Origin of the sequence: Streptomyces sp. NBC_01198 (genome assembly GCF_036010485.1) — a bacterium.
GTDB lineage: Bacteria > Actinomycetota > Actinomycetes > Streptomycetales > Streptomycetaceae > Actinacidiphila.
Genome location: NZ_CP108568.1, coordinates 4,195,932 through 4,210,387, shown reverse-complemented (window position 1 = coordinate 4,210,387; position 14,456 = coordinate 4,195,932). Strand labels below are relative to the sequence as shown.

Genomic DNA, 14,456 nt, shown 5'->3' with positions numbered 1-14,456 from the left:
GGTGGGGGTGAGGCGTGCCTCCTCACGGCCAGTCATAACGTATGAGAAATGAATGCGCGCTTCGGCGTGGGCCATACGTGCCGTCAGATGCCGTGCGTGCGAAGGCCTACGGCTCGGCGCCGTTTTCCGACGTATCGTCAATATCGCCGCGCCATACCGGCAGGAAGCCGATGTGGGCATCACTCGGGCGGATGAATTTCCGGTCAGCGCGTACCGATAATCCGCAGTTGCTCACCCCTACGGCTGCATGATTGCCCGGCACCTGCCGGTCAGAATCGGACGAGAGGAGTCGGCCATGGGCGAATCCGATGCCGCGGGGAAAAGTCACGGGAGATCTCGACGCTCCTCCGTGACCCGCAGACGGGTGATCGGATCGGGCGTGACGGCGGTGGCCGCGGTGTCGGGGACCGCGGCGGCGCTGCGGCCCATGATGACGGCACGTCAGACGGATACGGACGCCGCGCCCGGCGGCCCCGGGACCGCGGCCGCCACCGCGCCGGGCACCGGGGCCGGCGGAGCGCCGCAGGCGCCGCTCGCGCCGGGGGCCGTGCCCGCGCTCTTCGACGAGGTCTACCGGGGTCGTCGCATCCAGGGTTTCCCCGACCCCGGCGAGGACGGCGTCGCCATCAAGGTCGACGGGATGCCGTTGCAGGTCATGCGGCGGGTGGACGGCAGCTGGATCAGCGCGGCCAACCACTACCAGCCCTTCACGACGCCGCTGGCCACCGCCAGGGGAGCGGTCGACGTCATCGGGCGTGCCGAGTTGTCCATGACCACCGAGCACCACCACTGATCGGGGCGTCACCGGTGTACACCCGCATGAACCAGAGGAATCTGACCAGCAGCCAGCGCACCCGCTTCGTCGAGGCGGTCGTCGAGCTCAAGCGCGCGGGCAGGTACGACAAGTACGTGCGGCTGCACGCCGAGTACTTCGCCGCGGACGGGGAGAGCGGGCTGCGGATGGCGCACATGGCGCCGACGTTCTTCCCGTGGCACCGGCAGTTCCTGCTGGTCTTCGAGCGCGAGCTGCAGACGATCGACCCAGGGGTCACCATCCCGTACTGGGACTGGACGACCGACAACAAGGCGTCGTCCGCGCTATGGGCGTCGGACTTCATGGGCGGCAACGGGCGGCGCAGCGACGGGCAGGTGATGACCGGGCCGTTCGCGTACGAGGCGGGCGGCTGGCCGATCAACTACGGCGTCACCAGCGAGAAGTACCTGACCCGCAACATCGGGCGCCCCGACCGCCCCATCACGCTGCCCACCAAGGCCGAGCTGAACGGCGCGCTTGCGATCGCCACGTACGACGTGTCGCCGTGGAACTCCGCGCCCAGCACGCAGGGCTTCCGCAACAAGATCGAGGGCTGGACGGTCAGCGAGACCAAGGGCGGCTACCTGCACAACCGGGTCCACCAGTGGGTCGGCGGCCACATGATCGGCGCCGCCTCACCGAACGACCCGGTCTTCTGGCTGCACCACGCCTTCATCGACCTGATCTGGGTGCGCTGGCAGCGCCGCCACCCCGCCTCGGCCTACCTGCCGTCCAGGCCACTGGCCGCCAAGGACCCCGAACACGGCCGGGTGGTCAGCGCGCAGGAGCCGATGCCGCCGTTCAACGTGAAGCCGGCGGCGATGAAGGATCATCGCCGGTTCTACTCCTACGAAGAGGAATGACGAGCGAGGTCCCGTAGCGGTCGGCCGAGGCACGAGGTCGCCCGCGAAGGGAGCGAGGAGGAAGACCGACCAGCAGAGGAAGAGGAATGACGAGCGAGGTCCCGTAGCGGTCGGCCGAGGCACGAGGTCGCCCGCGAAGGGAGCGAGGAGGAAGACCGACCAGCAGAGGAAGAGGAATGACGAGCGAGGTCCCGTAGCGGTCGGCCGAGGCACGAGGTCGCCCGCGAAGGGAGCGAGGAGGAAGACCGACCAGCAGAGGAAGAGGAATGACGAGCGGCTCCCGCACGCGAAACGGCCTCCCGGCACCAGGTGCCGGGAGGCCGCGCTGGCGCGGGATTTACCACTCCGCGCTGTCGTCCGTGACGTGCGTGACCGAGCTGTTCTCGCACTGGTTGCCGAACGCCGGGTTCAGCAGGCCGACCACGTTGATGGAGTTGCCGCAGACGTTGACCGGAACGTGGACCGGGACCTGGATCAGGTTGCCGGACAGCACGCCCGGGGAACCGACAGCAGCGCCCTGGGCACCGGCGTCGGCAGCGGCCATCCCGGCACCCGCGGCCAGTACGGCACCCGCGGCGGCGGTGACAGCCGCAGCCTTTGCGATACGCGACATCAAGATCTCCCTGAGATGAAAAAAGCAGCCGCAAAGAACCGCGGCTTTGACGCAGTGCGCAACGGGAGGAGATCAGGAATAGTCACGCAAGTTGAGCTGAACCGGTGATTCGGTATCGGATTCCCCCGTTGGAGTGACATACGCGGCGGTCCGGCACTTCCGGCCGTTAGGGTCCGGCGCATGACCCAGACCAATACCGCGTCCGACACGTCACTGATGAACCGCCTGGGCACCCTCGTGGTGATCCCGTGGGCCGGCGAACACCAGGATGACGGCCGCGACATGGCATTCCTGATGGCTTATACCCTCGGTGACGGCGTGGCGGGCCGCGAGGGCTCGGAGGCCGCCGCCCTGATCGTCGCGAAGGAGGCGGGGCTGCCGGTCGGCGGCGCGGTCCTCGATGTGGCCCAGGTGCCGAAGTCCCCGGTGAAGGTGCTGGTCGAAGGCGGCAAGGCGGTCCTGACGATGCCGTATCTGCATGTGGCCTGCCCCGTGCCCGAGCAGTGGGTCACGGCCGCGCGCGACCGCGGCACGGTCTACGTCATCCTGGCCAGCCGGCCGTGGCCCGAGGCCGTACCCGGCCGGGCGGTCACCGAGGCCGCGCTGCAGGCCTTCGCGGCGGACGAGGCCGTCCTCGGCACGGCCGCGCACTGCCTGGTGCCGGTGGGCACGCTCAGCTGACGGGCGCGGGTGCGCCGCCCCCGCACGACGGGCCGTCGTGCGGGGGCGGGCGGCGGGCGGGCCTTACTGGTTCACGAGTTCGTTGCCGGCGCTGACGGCGTCCGAGCCGGCCTGGACGGCCTTCTTGACAGCCGAGACCTTCTGGCCGACGCCGGACTGCGCGAGCACCCCCTGCGTCGCCGTGGTGGCCTGCTCACCGGCGGCCTGCGCGGTCACCGCCGTACCGCTGAGGGTGCTGCCGAGGTCGGCAGCCTGGGCCGCCGCGGTCGCGGACGTGGCGGCGGCGAGCAGGACCGAGCCTGCCGCTGCCTTGCTGAGGAATCGGCGTACGTTCATGATCCTTACAACGAGTGACCGGCCACCAGGGCACGCCGGGTCACCCCAGCACAGCGCCGGCCCGCCTGGGACGGCACCCGGCCCTGCGGCGCCACACGGCGACGGCGCCCGGGACGCCCGGCCGCTGTTGCACGCGCGTGACAACGGCCTGACAGGAGGGCGACGTTGGCCGGGCAGGCTTTCCAGAGTGGCAGGTGCGGACCGCGCCGCCGCGCTCACCGTCGTGCTTGACCAGGGGGAAACCGCCATGCCCGCTCGCGCCGGACGCCGTACCACCGCCGCCGCCATCGCCCTCACCGCCGGGATCACCGCGGGCCTCGGCTTCGCGCTCACCGGCTGCGGCCCGGAGGACGCCGCCGGCGCGGACGGCCCCGGGCCGTCGGCGAGCAGCACCACCGCCGGCACCCCCGCCTCCGACGGCAAGGGAGCGCCGGGCAGGCCCGCCGCCAGCACCTCGCCGACGTCCGGCCCGCCGCTCAACGGCACCGCGCACAACGGCCTGACCATCAGCGACGGCACCCGCTTCGTGGTGATGAACGGCACCCGGGTCGACTTCGGCACCGCGGTGCGCGACCTGACCTGGTCGCCCGACGGCAGCACCGCGGCCTTCGTGGACGGCGCCGGCGACCTCGTCGTGAGCAGGCAGGACGGCAGCGGCCGCAGAGTCGTGGCGAAGAATCCGGGTGACCAGAACTGGTCCCACCCCACCTGGCAGGTACGCAAGGCCGACCCGGCCAACGACCAGCCGAAGCAGGACAACCTGTTCTTCGCCGCCCGCAAGGACGGCGTGTCCCGGCTCTACGGCGTCCCCGCCACCGGCCACAACGCCCGGCCCACCGTGCTGAGTCTGGGCAACGAGTCCGGCGAGAACGTCAAGCCGCTGCCGAAGACCGGCAATGTGTGGCCCAGCGGCAGCGGCACGCACGGCAGCGCCGTCTACGCCAACAGCGCCGACGGCCATGTCTACATCCGCGACGACTACCTGCGGCAGCAGGGCTCCGCGATCACCAAGGGCTCCGAGCCCGCGGCCGCGCCGGACGAGGACGAGGGCTTCGTCTTCGTCCGCTCGGTGGGCGGCCACGACCACCTCTTCCGCGAGACGCCCGGCAACAACGCCGCGCAGTTCACCGACCTCACCCCGAACGCGACCACCGACTACACCGAGCCGGCCTTCTCCGCCGACGGGAAGACCATCGCCGCCCGCACCCCGGACGGCATCGTGACGCTGCCCGCCGACGGCTCCAAGGCCCCGGTCAAGGTGTCCGGTTACCTGGGCCTGCCCGCCTACCGCGGCTGAACTGCCCCCGTGCTAACGGCGGTCGGCCAACTCCGTCCGCAGCGCGTCGAGGTGGGCGTCCGCGACGTCGTGGGGCAGGAACTCCACGACGTCGACGAAGCGGAAGAGCACCTGCGAGGCGGTCACCGCGAACTCGTAGTCGGCGAAGCCAACCACCGCGCCCATCGACCCGCGCACCGCGCCCCTGACCACATGCGCCGTCATGTCGTCCGCGGCGTTCGCGCTGGTGCCGCGGCGGGCGTTGGGCCTGGCCAGGTAGGGGCACACCATCGAGGCGTAGAGCATGCACGCCCGGTGACCCGGGCCTTCCAGGGTGGCCGCGAGATTGCGGTACGGCCGCCCGGCGGCCAGCGCCTCGCCGATCGCCGTGCTCTCCGGTCCGCCCACCACCCGCCAGACCGGGCCTCGCGGCATCAGCACGTCGCACACCGAACACAGCCGCCCCCGGGCGCACTTCGCGCTGCGCTCGTAGTCGGTCAGCGCGAACTGCGGCTGGTCGCCGTCCCACGGGGTGATCGCGGGGACCGGATAGCCGCGCACATCACGCGGCCTGGCCTCGACGGACCGCGGCATGGGAACGGATTCGAAGCGCATCGCCCATGCCTATCAGGCCGAGCGGCGCCTGCGGAACAGCCGTCCCCAGCCGCCCCGCGCGGGCTCCCCGTCCGCGGCGGGCCCCGCGGCGCGGGCCGCCGCCTCCGCCGCCTCAACTGCCTCGGCCGCAGCCGCCGCCTCCTCCGCCCTGGCGGCCCGCCAGTCCGCGACGACCTGCTCGACGTCGAAGAGCCCGCGGCCCAGCGGCGGGCCCTCGGGCGGGCGCCGCAGCGCCTCCCTCAGCTTGTCGTTGATCGTCCCGACGATCCGCCGCACCTGCGCCTCGGTGGCCGCCCGCGCGACGGCCTCCATGGCGTCTTCGGCCTCCTTGCGCAGCACCAGCGACGGCGGCAGCGCGGACAGGCCCTCCTGCTGCATCTTGCGGCGGATCCACCACATCTCGTCATAGGGCGCGTCCAGCGACGGCAGCGGCTTGCCGGCCCCCGGCAGTGCCGCGAATTCCCCGCGGCGCTCGGCGTCGCGGATCTGCTTGTCGGCCCAGGTCTCGAAGGAGACACCGGGCGGCTTGCGTTCGGTCATGCCGCACTCCTCCCGATCCCGTACGGCCCCCAGGACGCGGGGCCCGTACGACGACGGCGCTCCGTCCAGGCTACAAGCGGCCACCGGACAGCGGACGGGCCCGGGCGGCCAGCAGCGCGACGTCGTCCTCGGCGACGGCGGGCGCGAGCCGCTGCACGATACGGGCGAGCAGCGGCTCCAGCGGGCCGGCCGCGTGCGGCAGCTCCAGCCCGGCCAGCCTGGCCAGCGAGACGTCGATGTCCTCGGTGCGCCGCTCGATCAGGCCGTCTGTGTACAGCAGCAGGGTGTCGCCGGCCCGCCAGCGTACGTACACCGCCTCGTACCGCCCCCGCAGCTCCGCGCCGAGCGGCGGGCCCGGTGGTACGTCCAGCAGCCGCACCCGGCCGTCCGGGGTGATGATGGCGGGCGGCAGGTGGCCGGCGTTGGCGAACCAGATGCCGCCGCGCAGGGGGTCCGCCAGCGCCAGCAGGCAGGTCGCGGGCCGCTCGATGCCCGCGGCGGCCAGCAGCGTGTCCATCCGGCGCAGGATCCGGTCCGGCGGGTCGGCGTGGCCCGCGACCACCCGCAGCATCGAGCGGTAGTGGCTCATCTCCACGGCCGCTTCGACGCCGTGGCCCATCACGTCGCCCATCGCCAGCAGGGTGGCCCCGGAGGGCAGGGCCATGGTGTCGAACCAGTCGCCGCCGACCAGGTCCGTCGCCCCGGCCGGCAGGTAGCGGGTGGCGACGTCGATCCGCGCGTTCGGGGCGCCGGGCGTGGCCAGCAGTGCCCGCTGCAGCTCCACCGCGATGCCGTGCTCGCGGCTGTAGCGGCGGGCGTTGTCCATGCTGATCGCGGCGCGGTCGGCGAGCGCCACCGCCACCGCGACGTCCTCCTCGCCGAAGACCGGGGAGGAGCCGGCCCTGATCAGGGTCACCGTGCCCAGCTGCTCCCCGCGCGCCGCCAGCGGCACCACCAGAGCCGAGTGGATGCCCGCCGCGCGGAAGGCGGCCACCCGGTCCGGATTGGGCGCCGACCTGCGCAGTTCCGCGTCGCCGGGCACGTTGTACGTCATCGGCCTGCCCGTCTCCAGGCAGCGCGGGATCGCCGAGCCCGGCTGGTAGTCGACGTGCTCGCCCGGCACGCCGAACTGCTGCACCGACTCCCGCAACCGGGGCACCGCCGCCATCGCCGCCCGGCGCATCCGCAGCATCCCGCCGGCCGGCGGGCGGCGGCCCTCGGTGCCGTGCATCGCCAGCACCTCCACGGTGGCCACGTCGGCGATCACCTCGACCAGCAGGTCGCACAGCTCCTGGCAGGTGCGGTCCACCTCCAGCGTCCGGCCGATCCGCACCGCCGCCGTGTCCAGCAGCTGCAGCCGCTCCCTGGTCCGCTCCAGCTCCGCCCGGGCCTCGTACTCCTTGCTGACCTCGAAGACCACCGCGCCCAGGCCGCGCACCTCGCCCTGCGGGCCCTCCAGCCGGTGGTAGGTGCCGCGCCAGACGCGCATCCGGTGCGGGGAGTCCGCGCGGGTCTGCCCGGTCGCCACGATCTCCCGGGTGCGGCCGTCCGCCAGCACCTCGCGCAGGGTGCCGACGCCGACGTCCACGTCCGGGGCGATCTCGGAGATCGTCCGCCCGATGTGCGCCTCGGCGGCCACGCCGTTCATGGCGGCCAGCGCCGGGTTGACGTACACATAGCGCAGGTCGGTGTCCAGCACGGCGACGCCGGCGGTCGTGCCGCCCAGCAGCGCGCTCCACGCCCACGCACCGGCGTCCGCCGGTGCCCACGCACCGGCCTTCGCCGGAGGGTCGTCGTGCATCCCCGTCCCTCCTGCCCGTTCCTGCCGCCCCTCGCCTACGTTCCACCTTGCGCGCCACCTGCCCGATCTGCTCTCCGAAGGGGTGCGATCGGTGCCACCCGGGCCGCGTCCCCGGCGACCCGGGGAAACCCGGTGGCCGGGGGGCGGGGGATGGCGGGAGGATCTACGGGCGCGGCGGACCGCGCGACGGGCCGGGACGCACCACGGGGTGCGACGTTGAGAGGCGCTGGAGCCGCACATGGATGCTGAGCCCTACAACCACGGGATGCTGGACGTCGGCGACGGCGATCTCGTGTACTGGGAGGAGTGCGGCAACCCCCAGGGCAAGCCCGCGCTCGTCGTGCACGGCGGCCCCGGCTCGGGCTGCACGCCGGGCCACCGCACCCTCTTCGACCCGCGGGCCTACCGAGCCGTGCTGTTCGACCAGCGCAACTGCGGCCGCAGCCTGCCGCACGCCTCGGATCCGGCGACGGACCTGGCCCGCAACACCACCGACCACCTCATCGCCGACATGGAGCTGCTCCGCCGCCACCTCGGGATCGAGCGCTGGCTGCTGATGGGCGGCTCGTGGGGTTCGACACTGATCCTGGCGTACGCGCAGCGGCACCCCGAGCGGGTCACCGAGATCGTGATCAACGGTGTGACGACCACCCGCCGCGCGGAGATCGACTGGCTCTACCGCGGAGTGGGCCGGTTCTTCCCCGGCGAGTGGGAGCGTTTCCGCGCCGGGGCCGGCGGCCCCGACGTGGCGCCGCAGGACGTCGTGGCGGCCTACGCGGCACTGGCCGGGCACCCCGACGCGGCCGTACGCGAGCGGGCCACCGCGGACTGGTGCGCCTGGGAGGACGCGGTGCTGTCACTGGAGCCGAGCGGCAGCCCGCGCCCGTACAGCGACCGGCCCTCCGCCGCGCGGCTGGCGATGGTGCGGATCACCAGCCACTACTTCTCGCACGCGGCCTGGCTGCCGGAGGGCGCCCTGATCGACGGCGCCCCCCGGCTGGCCGGCATCCCCGGCGCCCTCTTCCACGGCAGGCTGGACCTGAGCACGCCGGTCGACACCGCCTACCACCTCGTACGCGGTTGGCCGGACGCCCGGCTGACGGTGGTGGCCGACTCCGGTCACAAGGGCAGCGCGACGATGAGCGCGAACGTCCGTGCGGCCCTGGCCGCGTACGCCACGCGGTAGCGGTCAGCGCCGTACCGGTTCGAGGACCGGGACGGCGACCTCCCGGCGCGCACGCCGGCCCGCCACCGCGACGGTCGCCGCCGCCGCGCAGACCGCGGCGGCCAGCAGCAGGGCCTCTGCCACGCCGTGGTCGGCGCGCCCCTCACCCCGGTGCATGGCGACGGTGACGAAGGCGCCGAGGACGGCGACGCCCAGGGTGGCGCCGAGCTGGCGCAGCGCGTTGAACAGGCCTCCCGCTGCCCCCGCCGAGCCGTCGGGGGCCAGCGTGATGACCGCGGTGGTGAGGGCGGGCAGCGCGAAGGAGACGCCGAAGCCGGCCGCGGCCAGACCCGCCGCGAGCAGCGCGTAGGGCGCCCCGGTCCACACGACGGCGCCCATGGCGGCGGCCCCGGCGGCCAGCAGGCACAGCCCGGCGAGCACCGGTCCGCGCGGGCCGGTGCGGGCGACGATGCGGCCGGTCAGCAGCGGGTTGAAGGCCGTCGGCAGCGTCATCGGCAGGAAGGCCAGCCCGGTGCCGACCGCGCTGTAGCCGAGGCGCTGCTGCAGCAGCAGCGGCAGCACGAACAGCGCGCCGGTCAGCGTGAAGCCGACCGCCGCACCGGCCAGCAGCATCGCCGCCATGCCCGGCGCCCGCAGTACCGCCCTGGACAGCACGGGGGAGGTGCTGCGCCGCTCCCGTATCCCGAACAGCACACCCGTGGCGACGGCCGCGGCGCAGGACCACGCGGTGTGCGCCCAGTGCCGCCCGCCCAGGGCGATCAGCGCGTCCGTGCCCAGCGCCAGGGCGGCGCAGGCGAGCACCTGCCCCGTGCGGTCGATGCGCCGGTCGGGCGCGGCAGGGCAGTGCAGCGCGCTTCCCGACACCAGGGCGAGGGTGAGCGCGGCGATCGGCACGTTGACGAGGAAGACCGCCCGCCAGCCCCCCAGGCCCACCAGCAGCCCGCCGGCGATCGGCCCGGCGGCGAGCGCGGCCCCGCTGACCGCGGCCCACACCGCGACCGCACGGGCCCGCCCGGCCGGATCCGGGTAGAGCCGGGTGATCAGCGCCATGGAACTGGGCACGCAGGCCGCCGCCGCGACGCCGAGCACCGCGCGCAGCACGACCAGCGTCCACAGCTCCGGGGCCGCCGCGCACAGCAGCGATCCGGCGCCGAAGACGGCGACACCGCCGCGGAAGAGCCGGTGCGCGCCGAAGCGGTCGGCGGCCGCCCCAGCGGACAGCAGCAGCGCGCCGAAGGCGACGGTGTAGCCGGTCACCGCCCACTGCAGCCCGGCCACCGAGCCGCCGAGCGAGCGGGACAGGTCGGGTTCCGCGACCGACAGAACGGTCATGTCGAGGAGCACCATGAAGTAGCCGAGCGCGATGCCGAGCAGCGCGTACGGTTTCCGGTCGGGGGACATGCCAGGCATCACCACTCCGGTCGTCCGGACTGAGCCGGATCGCAGGGTTCGGGAACGCCTGTCAGCCTGCGGCCGGCCCGCGCCCCGGCTCCACCGGCGCCGCCGCACACGGCATTCGGCCGCGCCGAACGCATCGGAACGGGAAGTGAGCGATGGAACTGCGCCAGCTGCGGACCTTCGAGGCCGTCGTCCGCGAGGGCAGCGTCACGGACGCCGCCGTCGCCCTCGGCCTGGCCCCCTCGTCGGTGTCCCAGGCGGTACGCACCCTGGAGCGGTCGCTGGGCGTGCAGCTCTTCGTCCGCGACCCGCGCGGCATGCGCCCCACGTCCGCCGGCGAGCAGCTGCTGGTCTGGGCCGCGCGGCTGCTCGACCAGGCCGAGCAGGCCCGCCGCGAGGTGGTCGCCGCCGATGCCGCGGCCCGCGAGGTGACCAGGGTGCGGCTCGGAGCGCTGGAGTCGATCGCCGCCGAGCTCGTCCCCGCGATCCTGGCCAGGCTCGCAGCCCGGCGCCCCGGGCTGCGGGTCGAGGTCCGCTCCGACCCCTCGCGCGACGCGCTGCTCGCCGCGGTGGGGGCCGGCGAGCTCGACGCGGCGCTGGTGCTGGACACCGGGAGCGCCCTCGGCGACCTGGGCTTCCCCCTCCCCTCGGTCGGCCCGCTGGACTTCGTCGACCTCGACCCGGTCCCGCTGGTCCTGGTCGGCTCCCCGGCCCACCCGCACGCCGGCGCGCCCGCCCTGGCCCCTGCGGACTTCGACGGGCACCGGCTGCTGGTCAATACCGCGTCGTCCTGCTCCTTCGCGCTCACCGCCGCCAAGATCTTCGGCCCGGCCGTCGAACGCGTCCAGGCCGGCAGCGTCGCCGTCATGCGGGCCTGGGCCAGGCAGGGCGTGGGCATGGCCCTGCTGCCCGCCTTCGCGGTGACCCCCGATCTGGCCGCCGGCACGTTGGTCGCCCTGCACCTCCCCCTCCCGACCCTCCACCTCCGCCTGACCTGGTCCCCCTCCGACCCGACCCCGCCCGCCACCCGCGCCCTCCTCTACGCGGCCGCCACGTAGCCCCTCCGGGGCGCGGTTTCCTCTGCGGCAAGGGGGCCCCCGACAGGAGCGCGGGACTCCGCCCCCGAGCCCCCACGCGCCGTCCCGTGTCAACGGACCGCCATCACCCCAGGGGCGCGGGGAACTGCGCGACCAGCCCCCACCGGCGCGCGGGTCGTCACCGACCGAAGGGGGCTGTTCGGTCCGTACCGGACCACCGGCCGGTGGTCGGCGGAGCGCGCAGTTCCCCGCGCCCCTGTCGGGCACCCCCCCCCCGCGGAGGGGAAGCGCCAACCACCGCGGCCCGCGGAAGGTCAGGCTCAAGCGCGGCCGGGAGGCCATTGGTCGGGCGGCGCCAGGAAATTGCGGGCTCATGGCCGCATCACATCCCCCACCTGCCCCCCTATGCCCCATTTGGCGTCACCGCACCACGTCGCCACTGCTGCGCCCGCGCAAGCGGGACCGGTAGGCTTTCCGTGTGATCTTCAAGCGCATCGGAAGCACTCGGCCGTACCCGGACCACGGCCGGGTGAGTACGCGTGAGTGGGCGGACGTCGCCCCCCGACCCGTGCGGCTGGACCAGTTGGTGACCACCAAGGGACAGCTCGACCTGGAGACGCTGCTCGCCGAGGACTCCACCTTCTATGGCGATCTCTTCGCACATGTCGTCAAATGGCAGGGTGATCTCTATCTGGAAGACGGCCTGCACCGGGCGGTACGCGCCGCGCTGCAGCAGCGTCAAGTGCTCCACGCCCGGGTCCTGGAGATGGACTGACAATCCGCTTACGCTGCGCTCATGAGCATGCTGACGCCCTCTGGGATGGGCGGGAAGTACCGAGTCACCGGGGATACGTATCCGCGGATGCGACGACCCAGAAAACGCGGCCGTATCGTGACCGCGCTCGTCGCCTCGGTCGTCGTGCTTGGCCTGTTCGGCTGGGGCGCGCTGCAGCTCTTCCACGTCTTCAACGGTGACGACGGCGACACCAAGGCCAACGCGGCCCCGCAGAGTCGGCCGTGCGTGCCGGCCGTGTCGGCCTCGCCCGCGCTGAAGCCGATGGCGCTGCCGCAGCCGGCCGGCGTGACGATGAACATCTACAACGCCACCGTCCGGGGCGGCCTCGCCAAGTCCACCGCCGACGAGCTGGCCAAACGCGGCTTCAGGGTGGGCAAGTTCGGCAACGCCTCGGCGCCCTACGACAAGAAGGTCACCCAGTCGGCGCTGATCGTGGCGGGCCCCGCCGCGGAGGCCGCCGCCCGGGAGGCCGGCACCCAAGTGGCGGGATCGGCGGTGAAAATCGACCCGACACGTAAGGACAAGACCATCGATCTGATGATCGGTTCGGCATTCAGGTCACTGGCCACCCCGGCGGACGCGGCCAAGGCGCGGATCGTCGCGGCCAACCCGCCGCCGGCGAAGCCCGTCTGCGCCGCCTCGACTCCCGCCGCCCGCTGACCCTGTGGTGGGCGCCCCTTCCGGGCGCCCACCGCGGTCAGCCGACCGTGCCGTAGAGGCGGTCGCCCGCGTCGCCGAGGCCCGGGACGATGAACCCGCGCTCGTTGAGCCGCTCGTCCACCGCCGCGGTGACCACGGTGACCGGCTTGCCCGCCAGCTTGCGCTCCATCAGTTCCACGCCCTCGGGGGCGGCGAGCAGGCACAGCGCCGTGACGTCGTCGGCGCCCAGCTCGATCAGCAGGTTGATGGCCGCCACCAGGGTGCCGCCGGTGGCCAGCATCGGGTCGACCACGTAGACCTGCCGGCCGGACAGGTCGTCGGGCATCCGGGTGGCGTACGTCGTCGCCTCCAGCGTCTGCTCGTCGCGGACCATGCCCAGGAAGCCGACCTCGGCGGTGGGCAGCAGCCGCACCATGCCGTCGAGCATGCCGAGCCCGGCGCGCAGGATCGGCACCACCAGCGGCCGCGGGTGCGACAGCCGCACCCCGGTCGTCGGTGCGACAGGCGTGCGGATGTCGACCTGCTCGGTCCTGACGTCGCGCGTGGCCTCGTAGGCGAGCAGGGTCACCAGCTCGTCCGCGAGCCGGCGGAAGGTCGGTGAGTCGGTGCGCTCGTCGCGCAGGGTGGTGAGCTTGTGCGCGACCAGCGGGTGGTCGACAACGTGGAGACGCATACCGATGACTGTATCGGCCGCCCCGGGGGACCCGGCCAGCCCCGTCACACCCGTCGCTTGTGCGCGGCCGAGGGGGTAAACCGCTCGTAAGAGGGAATCCGGGTCTGTACACCCGGTGCGTCACCCGGGTGAACCGATTCCAGGGATGGTGGGCGCCCATGGCGGACCACGATGACGAACGCGATCTGGAGCGCCGCCGCAAGCGCGCGTCGTTCCTGCGGGAGCTGAACGAGGCCAAGGAGCTCCGCGAACGGGTACAGCCCCGCAAGGCGCGCGCGGCGCGGATGCGGCAGCAGATGCGGATGCGGACCTTCCGTTGGTGAAAGCCCGTGAACTGCGATGTGCGTCACATGAGCACAGTGTGACCGCTTCATGGTCCGCGGGTGACCCGGGTACCCCCACAATGGCCGTACAAGATCGCCGAATATCGCAGAAGTGACGAAGACCTGGCACGTCGCGGTGCCGAAGACCCTTCGCAACGCCCCGGTTTCTGCCACGATGCCGATGGGCGGGGCCGACAGAAGTCGAAAGCGGCCCCACCCGGTCCGGACGGCCTGAGACCAGTGGGAGAGTCACGGTGTACTTCGCCGCACTGCTCGCGCGCACCGAGGACGGTTGGCACGCGAGCGAACCCGATCTCGACAATGTGGAAACCCTCGCCGATCTGAGCGATCTGGCCCGCGCGGCCGGCGACGAGGAGGAAACGGTTCTGGTCTTCATCGAGCAGGAGGACGCCTGGTTCGGCGTCATCCGGGTCGACGGTGAAGAGGATCCCAGGATCTACGTGTCCGACGCGGCAGCCGCCGCCCGCAGCTCGTACGGAGAGATCCTGCTCACGGACGAGGTGCTGGGCCGCGACCCGGAGGACCTCGATGACCTGGTCGACCTCGACGGCACCGAGGACGGCGAGACCGACGACGACGAGGACGCCATGGCGGGCCCCTCGGAAGACCATGTGCCGACCGGCCCGCTCGGCGAGACCGATCTGCTGGCGGACCTCGGGATGAGCACCGGGGAGCTGCTGGCACTCAGCGGCGACGGCGCGCTCACCGGCGAGGCGCTGGGCGAGATCGCCGAGGCGCTGGGTTGTGCCGACGTGCTGGAGGCGGTCCGCTGACAGCACACCCACCGGCATCGGAACCTCCGCCAGGGGACGCGGCGCCACCG

General features: G+C 73.1%; 17 protein-coding genes. 10 read left to right on the top strand and 7 right to left on the bottom strand.

What is annotated here, in order from left to right; all coding sequences use genetic code 11:
- Positions 1-349 precede the first annotated feature (349 nt).
- Positions 350-793: a tyrosinase family oxidase copper chaperone gene (locus tag OG702_RS18915; RefSeq protein ID WP_327290070.1), complete on the top strand. Its 444-nt coding sequence runs from the start codon at positions 350-352 to the stop codon at positions 791-793.
- A gap of 14 nt (positions 794-807) precedes the next feature.
- The gene (locus OG702_RS18910) at positions 808-1,677 is read left to right on the top strand and encodes a tyrosinase family protein (protein WP_327290069.1); all 870 of its coding nucleotides are present in this window, start codon (positions 808-810) and stop codon (positions 1,675-1,677) included.
- A gap of 337 nt (positions 1,678-2,014) precedes the next feature.
- Here OG702_RS18910 and OG702_RS18905 read toward each other — a convergent pair whose 3' ends face one another.
- Positions 2,015-2,290, bottom strand: a complete 276-nt coding sequence (locus OG702_RS18905; RefSeq protein WP_327290068.1) for a chaplin — start codon at positions 2,288-2,290, stop codon at positions 2,015-2,017.
- Positions 2,291-2,470: 180 nt separating this feature from the next.
- Here OG702_RS18905 and OG702_RS18900 point away from each other — a divergent pair, with 180 nt between their 5' ends.
- On the top strand, positions 2,471-2,971 hold the full coding sequence (locus OG702_RS18900; protein WP_327290067.1) for a DUF5949 family protein: 501 nt from the start codon (positions 2,471-2,473) through the stop codon (positions 2,969-2,971).
- A 63-nt stretch (positions 2,972-3,034) separates the two neighbouring features.
- On the opposite strand, the gene OG702_RS18895 is transcribed toward OG702_RS18900, so the two are convergent.
- A complete protein-coding gene (locus OG702_RS18895) occupies positions 3,035-3,307 on the bottom strand; it encodes a hypothetical protein (RefSeq protein ID WP_327290066.1) in 273 nt (90 codons plus the stop codon).
- A gap of 187 nt (positions 3,308-3,494) precedes the next feature.
- On the opposite strand from OG702_RS18895, the gene OG702_RS18890 reads away from it, so the two are divergent.
- Positions 3,495-4,604 carry a hypothetical protein gene (locus tag OG702_RS18890; RefSeq protein ID WP_327290065.1) on the top strand — a complete coding sequence of 370 codons (1,110 nt, stop codon included), beginning with the start codon at positions 3,495-3,497 and terminating at the stop codon, positions 4,602-4,604.
- Positions 4,605-4,616: 12 nt separating this feature from the next.
- On the opposite strand, the gene OG702_RS18885 is transcribed toward OG702_RS18890, so the two are convergent.
- The 3 genes from OG702_RS18885 to OG702_RS18875 all read right to left on the bottom strand — a co-directional run bounded on the left by OG702_RS18885 (position 4,617) and on the right by OG702_RS18875 (position 7,539).
- Positions 4,617-5,198: a hypothetical protein gene (locus OG702_RS18885; protein WP_327290064.1), complete on the bottom strand. Its 582-nt coding sequence runs from the start codon at positions 5,196-5,198 to the stop codon at positions 4,617-4,619.
- A 12-nt stretch (positions 5,199-5,210) separates the two neighbouring features.
- A complete protein-coding gene (locus OG702_RS18880; protein WP_327290063.1) occupies positions 5,211-5,738 on the bottom strand; it encodes a J-domain-containing protein in 528 nt (175 codons plus the stop codon).
- Positions 5,739-5,808: 70 nt separating this feature from the next.
- Positions 5,809-7,539: a SpoIIE family protein phosphatase gene (locus tag OG702_RS18875; RefSeq protein ID WP_327290062.1), complete on the bottom strand. Its 1,731-nt coding sequence runs from the start codon at positions 7,537-7,539 to the stop codon at positions 5,809-5,811.
- 238 nt (positions 7,540-7,777) lie between these two features.
- Between OG702_RS18875 and pip the strand changes: the two genes are divergently transcribed.
- The gene (gene pip, locus OG702_RS18870; RefSeq protein WP_327290061.1) at positions 7,778-8,725 is read left to right on the top strand and encodes a prolyl aminopeptidase; all 948 of its coding nucleotides are present in this window, start codon (positions 7,778-7,780) and stop codon (positions 8,723-8,725) included.
- Positions 8,726-8,728: 3 nt separating this feature from the next.
- On the opposite strand, the gene OG702_RS18865 is transcribed toward pip, so the two are convergent.
- A complete protein-coding gene (locus tag OG702_RS18865) occupies positions 8,729-10,135 on the bottom strand; it encodes an MFS transporter (RefSeq protein ID WP_327290060.1) in 1,407 nt (468 codons plus the stop codon).
- Positions 10,136-10,278: 143 nt separating this feature from the next.
- Here OG702_RS18865 and OG702_RS18860 point away from each other — a divergent pair, with 143 nt between their 5' ends.
- From OG702_RS18860 to OG702_RS18850, 3 genes are all read left to right on the top strand, one after another.
- Positions 10,279-11,181: a LysR family transcriptional regulator gene (locus OG702_RS18860; protein WP_327290059.1), complete on the top strand. Its 903-nt coding sequence runs from the start codon at positions 10,279-10,281 to the stop codon at positions 11,179-11,181.
- A 457-nt stretch (positions 11,182-11,638) separates the two neighbouring features.
- Positions 11,639-11,935, top strand: coding sequence for a type II toxin-antitoxin system VapB family antitoxin (locus OG702_RS18855; RefSeq protein ID WP_033173270.1), 297 nt, complete (start codon positions 11,639-11,641; stop codon positions 11,933-11,935).
- Between the two features lie 87 nt (positions 11,936-12,022).
- Complete coding sequence (locus tag OG702_RS18850; RefSeq protein WP_327290058.1) at positions 12,023-12,616, top strand: LytR C-terminal domain-containing protein; 594 nt, start codon at positions 12,023-12,025, stop codon at positions 12,614-12,616.
- A gap of 37 nt (positions 12,617-12,653) precedes the next feature.
- Here OG702_RS18850 and upp read toward each other — a convergent pair whose 3' ends face one another.
- Complete coding sequence (gene upp / locus OG702_RS18845; RefSeq protein WP_327290057.1) at positions 12,654-13,289, bottom strand: uracil phosphoribosyltransferase; 636 nt, start codon at positions 13,287-13,289, stop codon at positions 12,654-12,656.
- 158 nt (positions 13,290-13,447) lie between these two features.
- On the opposite strand from upp, the gene OG702_RS18840 reads away from it, so the two are divergent.
- Entirely contained in the window at positions 13,448-13,612 is a 165-nt protein-coding gene (locus tag OG702_RS18840) for a hypothetical protein (RefSeq protein WP_327290056.1), read from the top strand.
- A 254-nt stretch (positions 13,613-13,866) separates the two neighbouring features.
- The gene (locus OG702_RS18835; RefSeq protein WP_327290054.1) at positions 13,867-14,406 is read left to right on the top strand and encodes a tRNA adenosine deaminase-associated protein; all 540 of its coding nucleotides are present in this window, start codon (positions 13,867-13,869) and stop codon (positions 14,404-14,406) included.
- Positions 14,407-14,456: the final 50 nt, after the last annotated feature.

What these genes read in the sequence shown, in the direction of transcription:
- OG702_RS18875 (WP_327290062.1), bottom strand. Translation starts at nt 7,539, where the DNA reads ATGCACGACGACCCTCCGGCGAAGGCCGGTGCGTGGGCACCGGCGGAC.
- OG702_RS18860 (WP_327290059.1), top strand. Translation starts at nt 10,279, where the DNA reads ATGGAACTGCGCCAGCTGCGGACCTTCGAGGCCGTCGTCCGCGAGGGC.
- OG702_RS18880 (WP_327290063.1), bottom strand. Translation starts at nt 5,738, where the DNA reads ATGACCGAACGCAAGCCGCCCGGTGTCTCCTTCGAGACCTGGGCCGAC.
- OG702_RS18865 (WP_327290060.1), bottom strand. Translation starts at nt 10,135, where the DNA reads ATGCCTGGCATGTCCCCCGACCGGAAACCGTACGCGCTGCTCGGCATC.
- OG702_RS18840 (WP_327290056.1), top strand. Translation starts at nt 13,448, where the DNA reads ATGGCGGACCACGATGACGAACGCGATCTGGAGCGCCGCCGCAAGCGC.
- OG702_RS18895 (WP_327290066.1), bottom strand. Translation starts at nt 3,307, where the DNA reads ATGAACGTACGCCGATTCCTCAGCAAGGCAGCGGCAGGCTCGGTCCTG.
- upp (WP_327290057.1), bottom strand. Translation starts at nt 13,289, where the DNA reads ATGCGTCTCCACGTTGTCGACCACCCGCTGGTCGCGCACAAGCTCACC.
- OG702_RS18885 (WP_327290064.1), bottom strand. Translation starts at nt 5,198, where the DNA reads ATGCGCTTCGAATCCGTTCCCATGCCGCGGTCCGTCGAGGCCAGGCCG.
- OG702_RS18905 (WP_327290068.1), bottom strand. Translation starts at nt 2,290, where the DNA reads ATGTCGCGTATCGCAAAGGCTGCGGCTGTCACCGCCGCCGCGGGTGCC.
- OG702_RS18900 (WP_327290067.1), top strand. Translation starts at nt 2,471, where the DNA reads ATGACCCAGACCAATACCGCGTCCGACACGTCACTGATGAACCGCCTG.
- pip (WP_327290061.1), top strand. Translation starts at nt 7,778, where the DNA reads ATGGATGCTGAGCCCTACAACCACGGGATGCTGGACGTCGGCGACGGC.
- OG702_RS18850 (WP_327290058.1), top strand. Translation starts at nt 12,023, where the DNA reads ATGCGACGACCCAGAAAACGCGGCCGTATCGTGACCGCGCTCGTCGCC.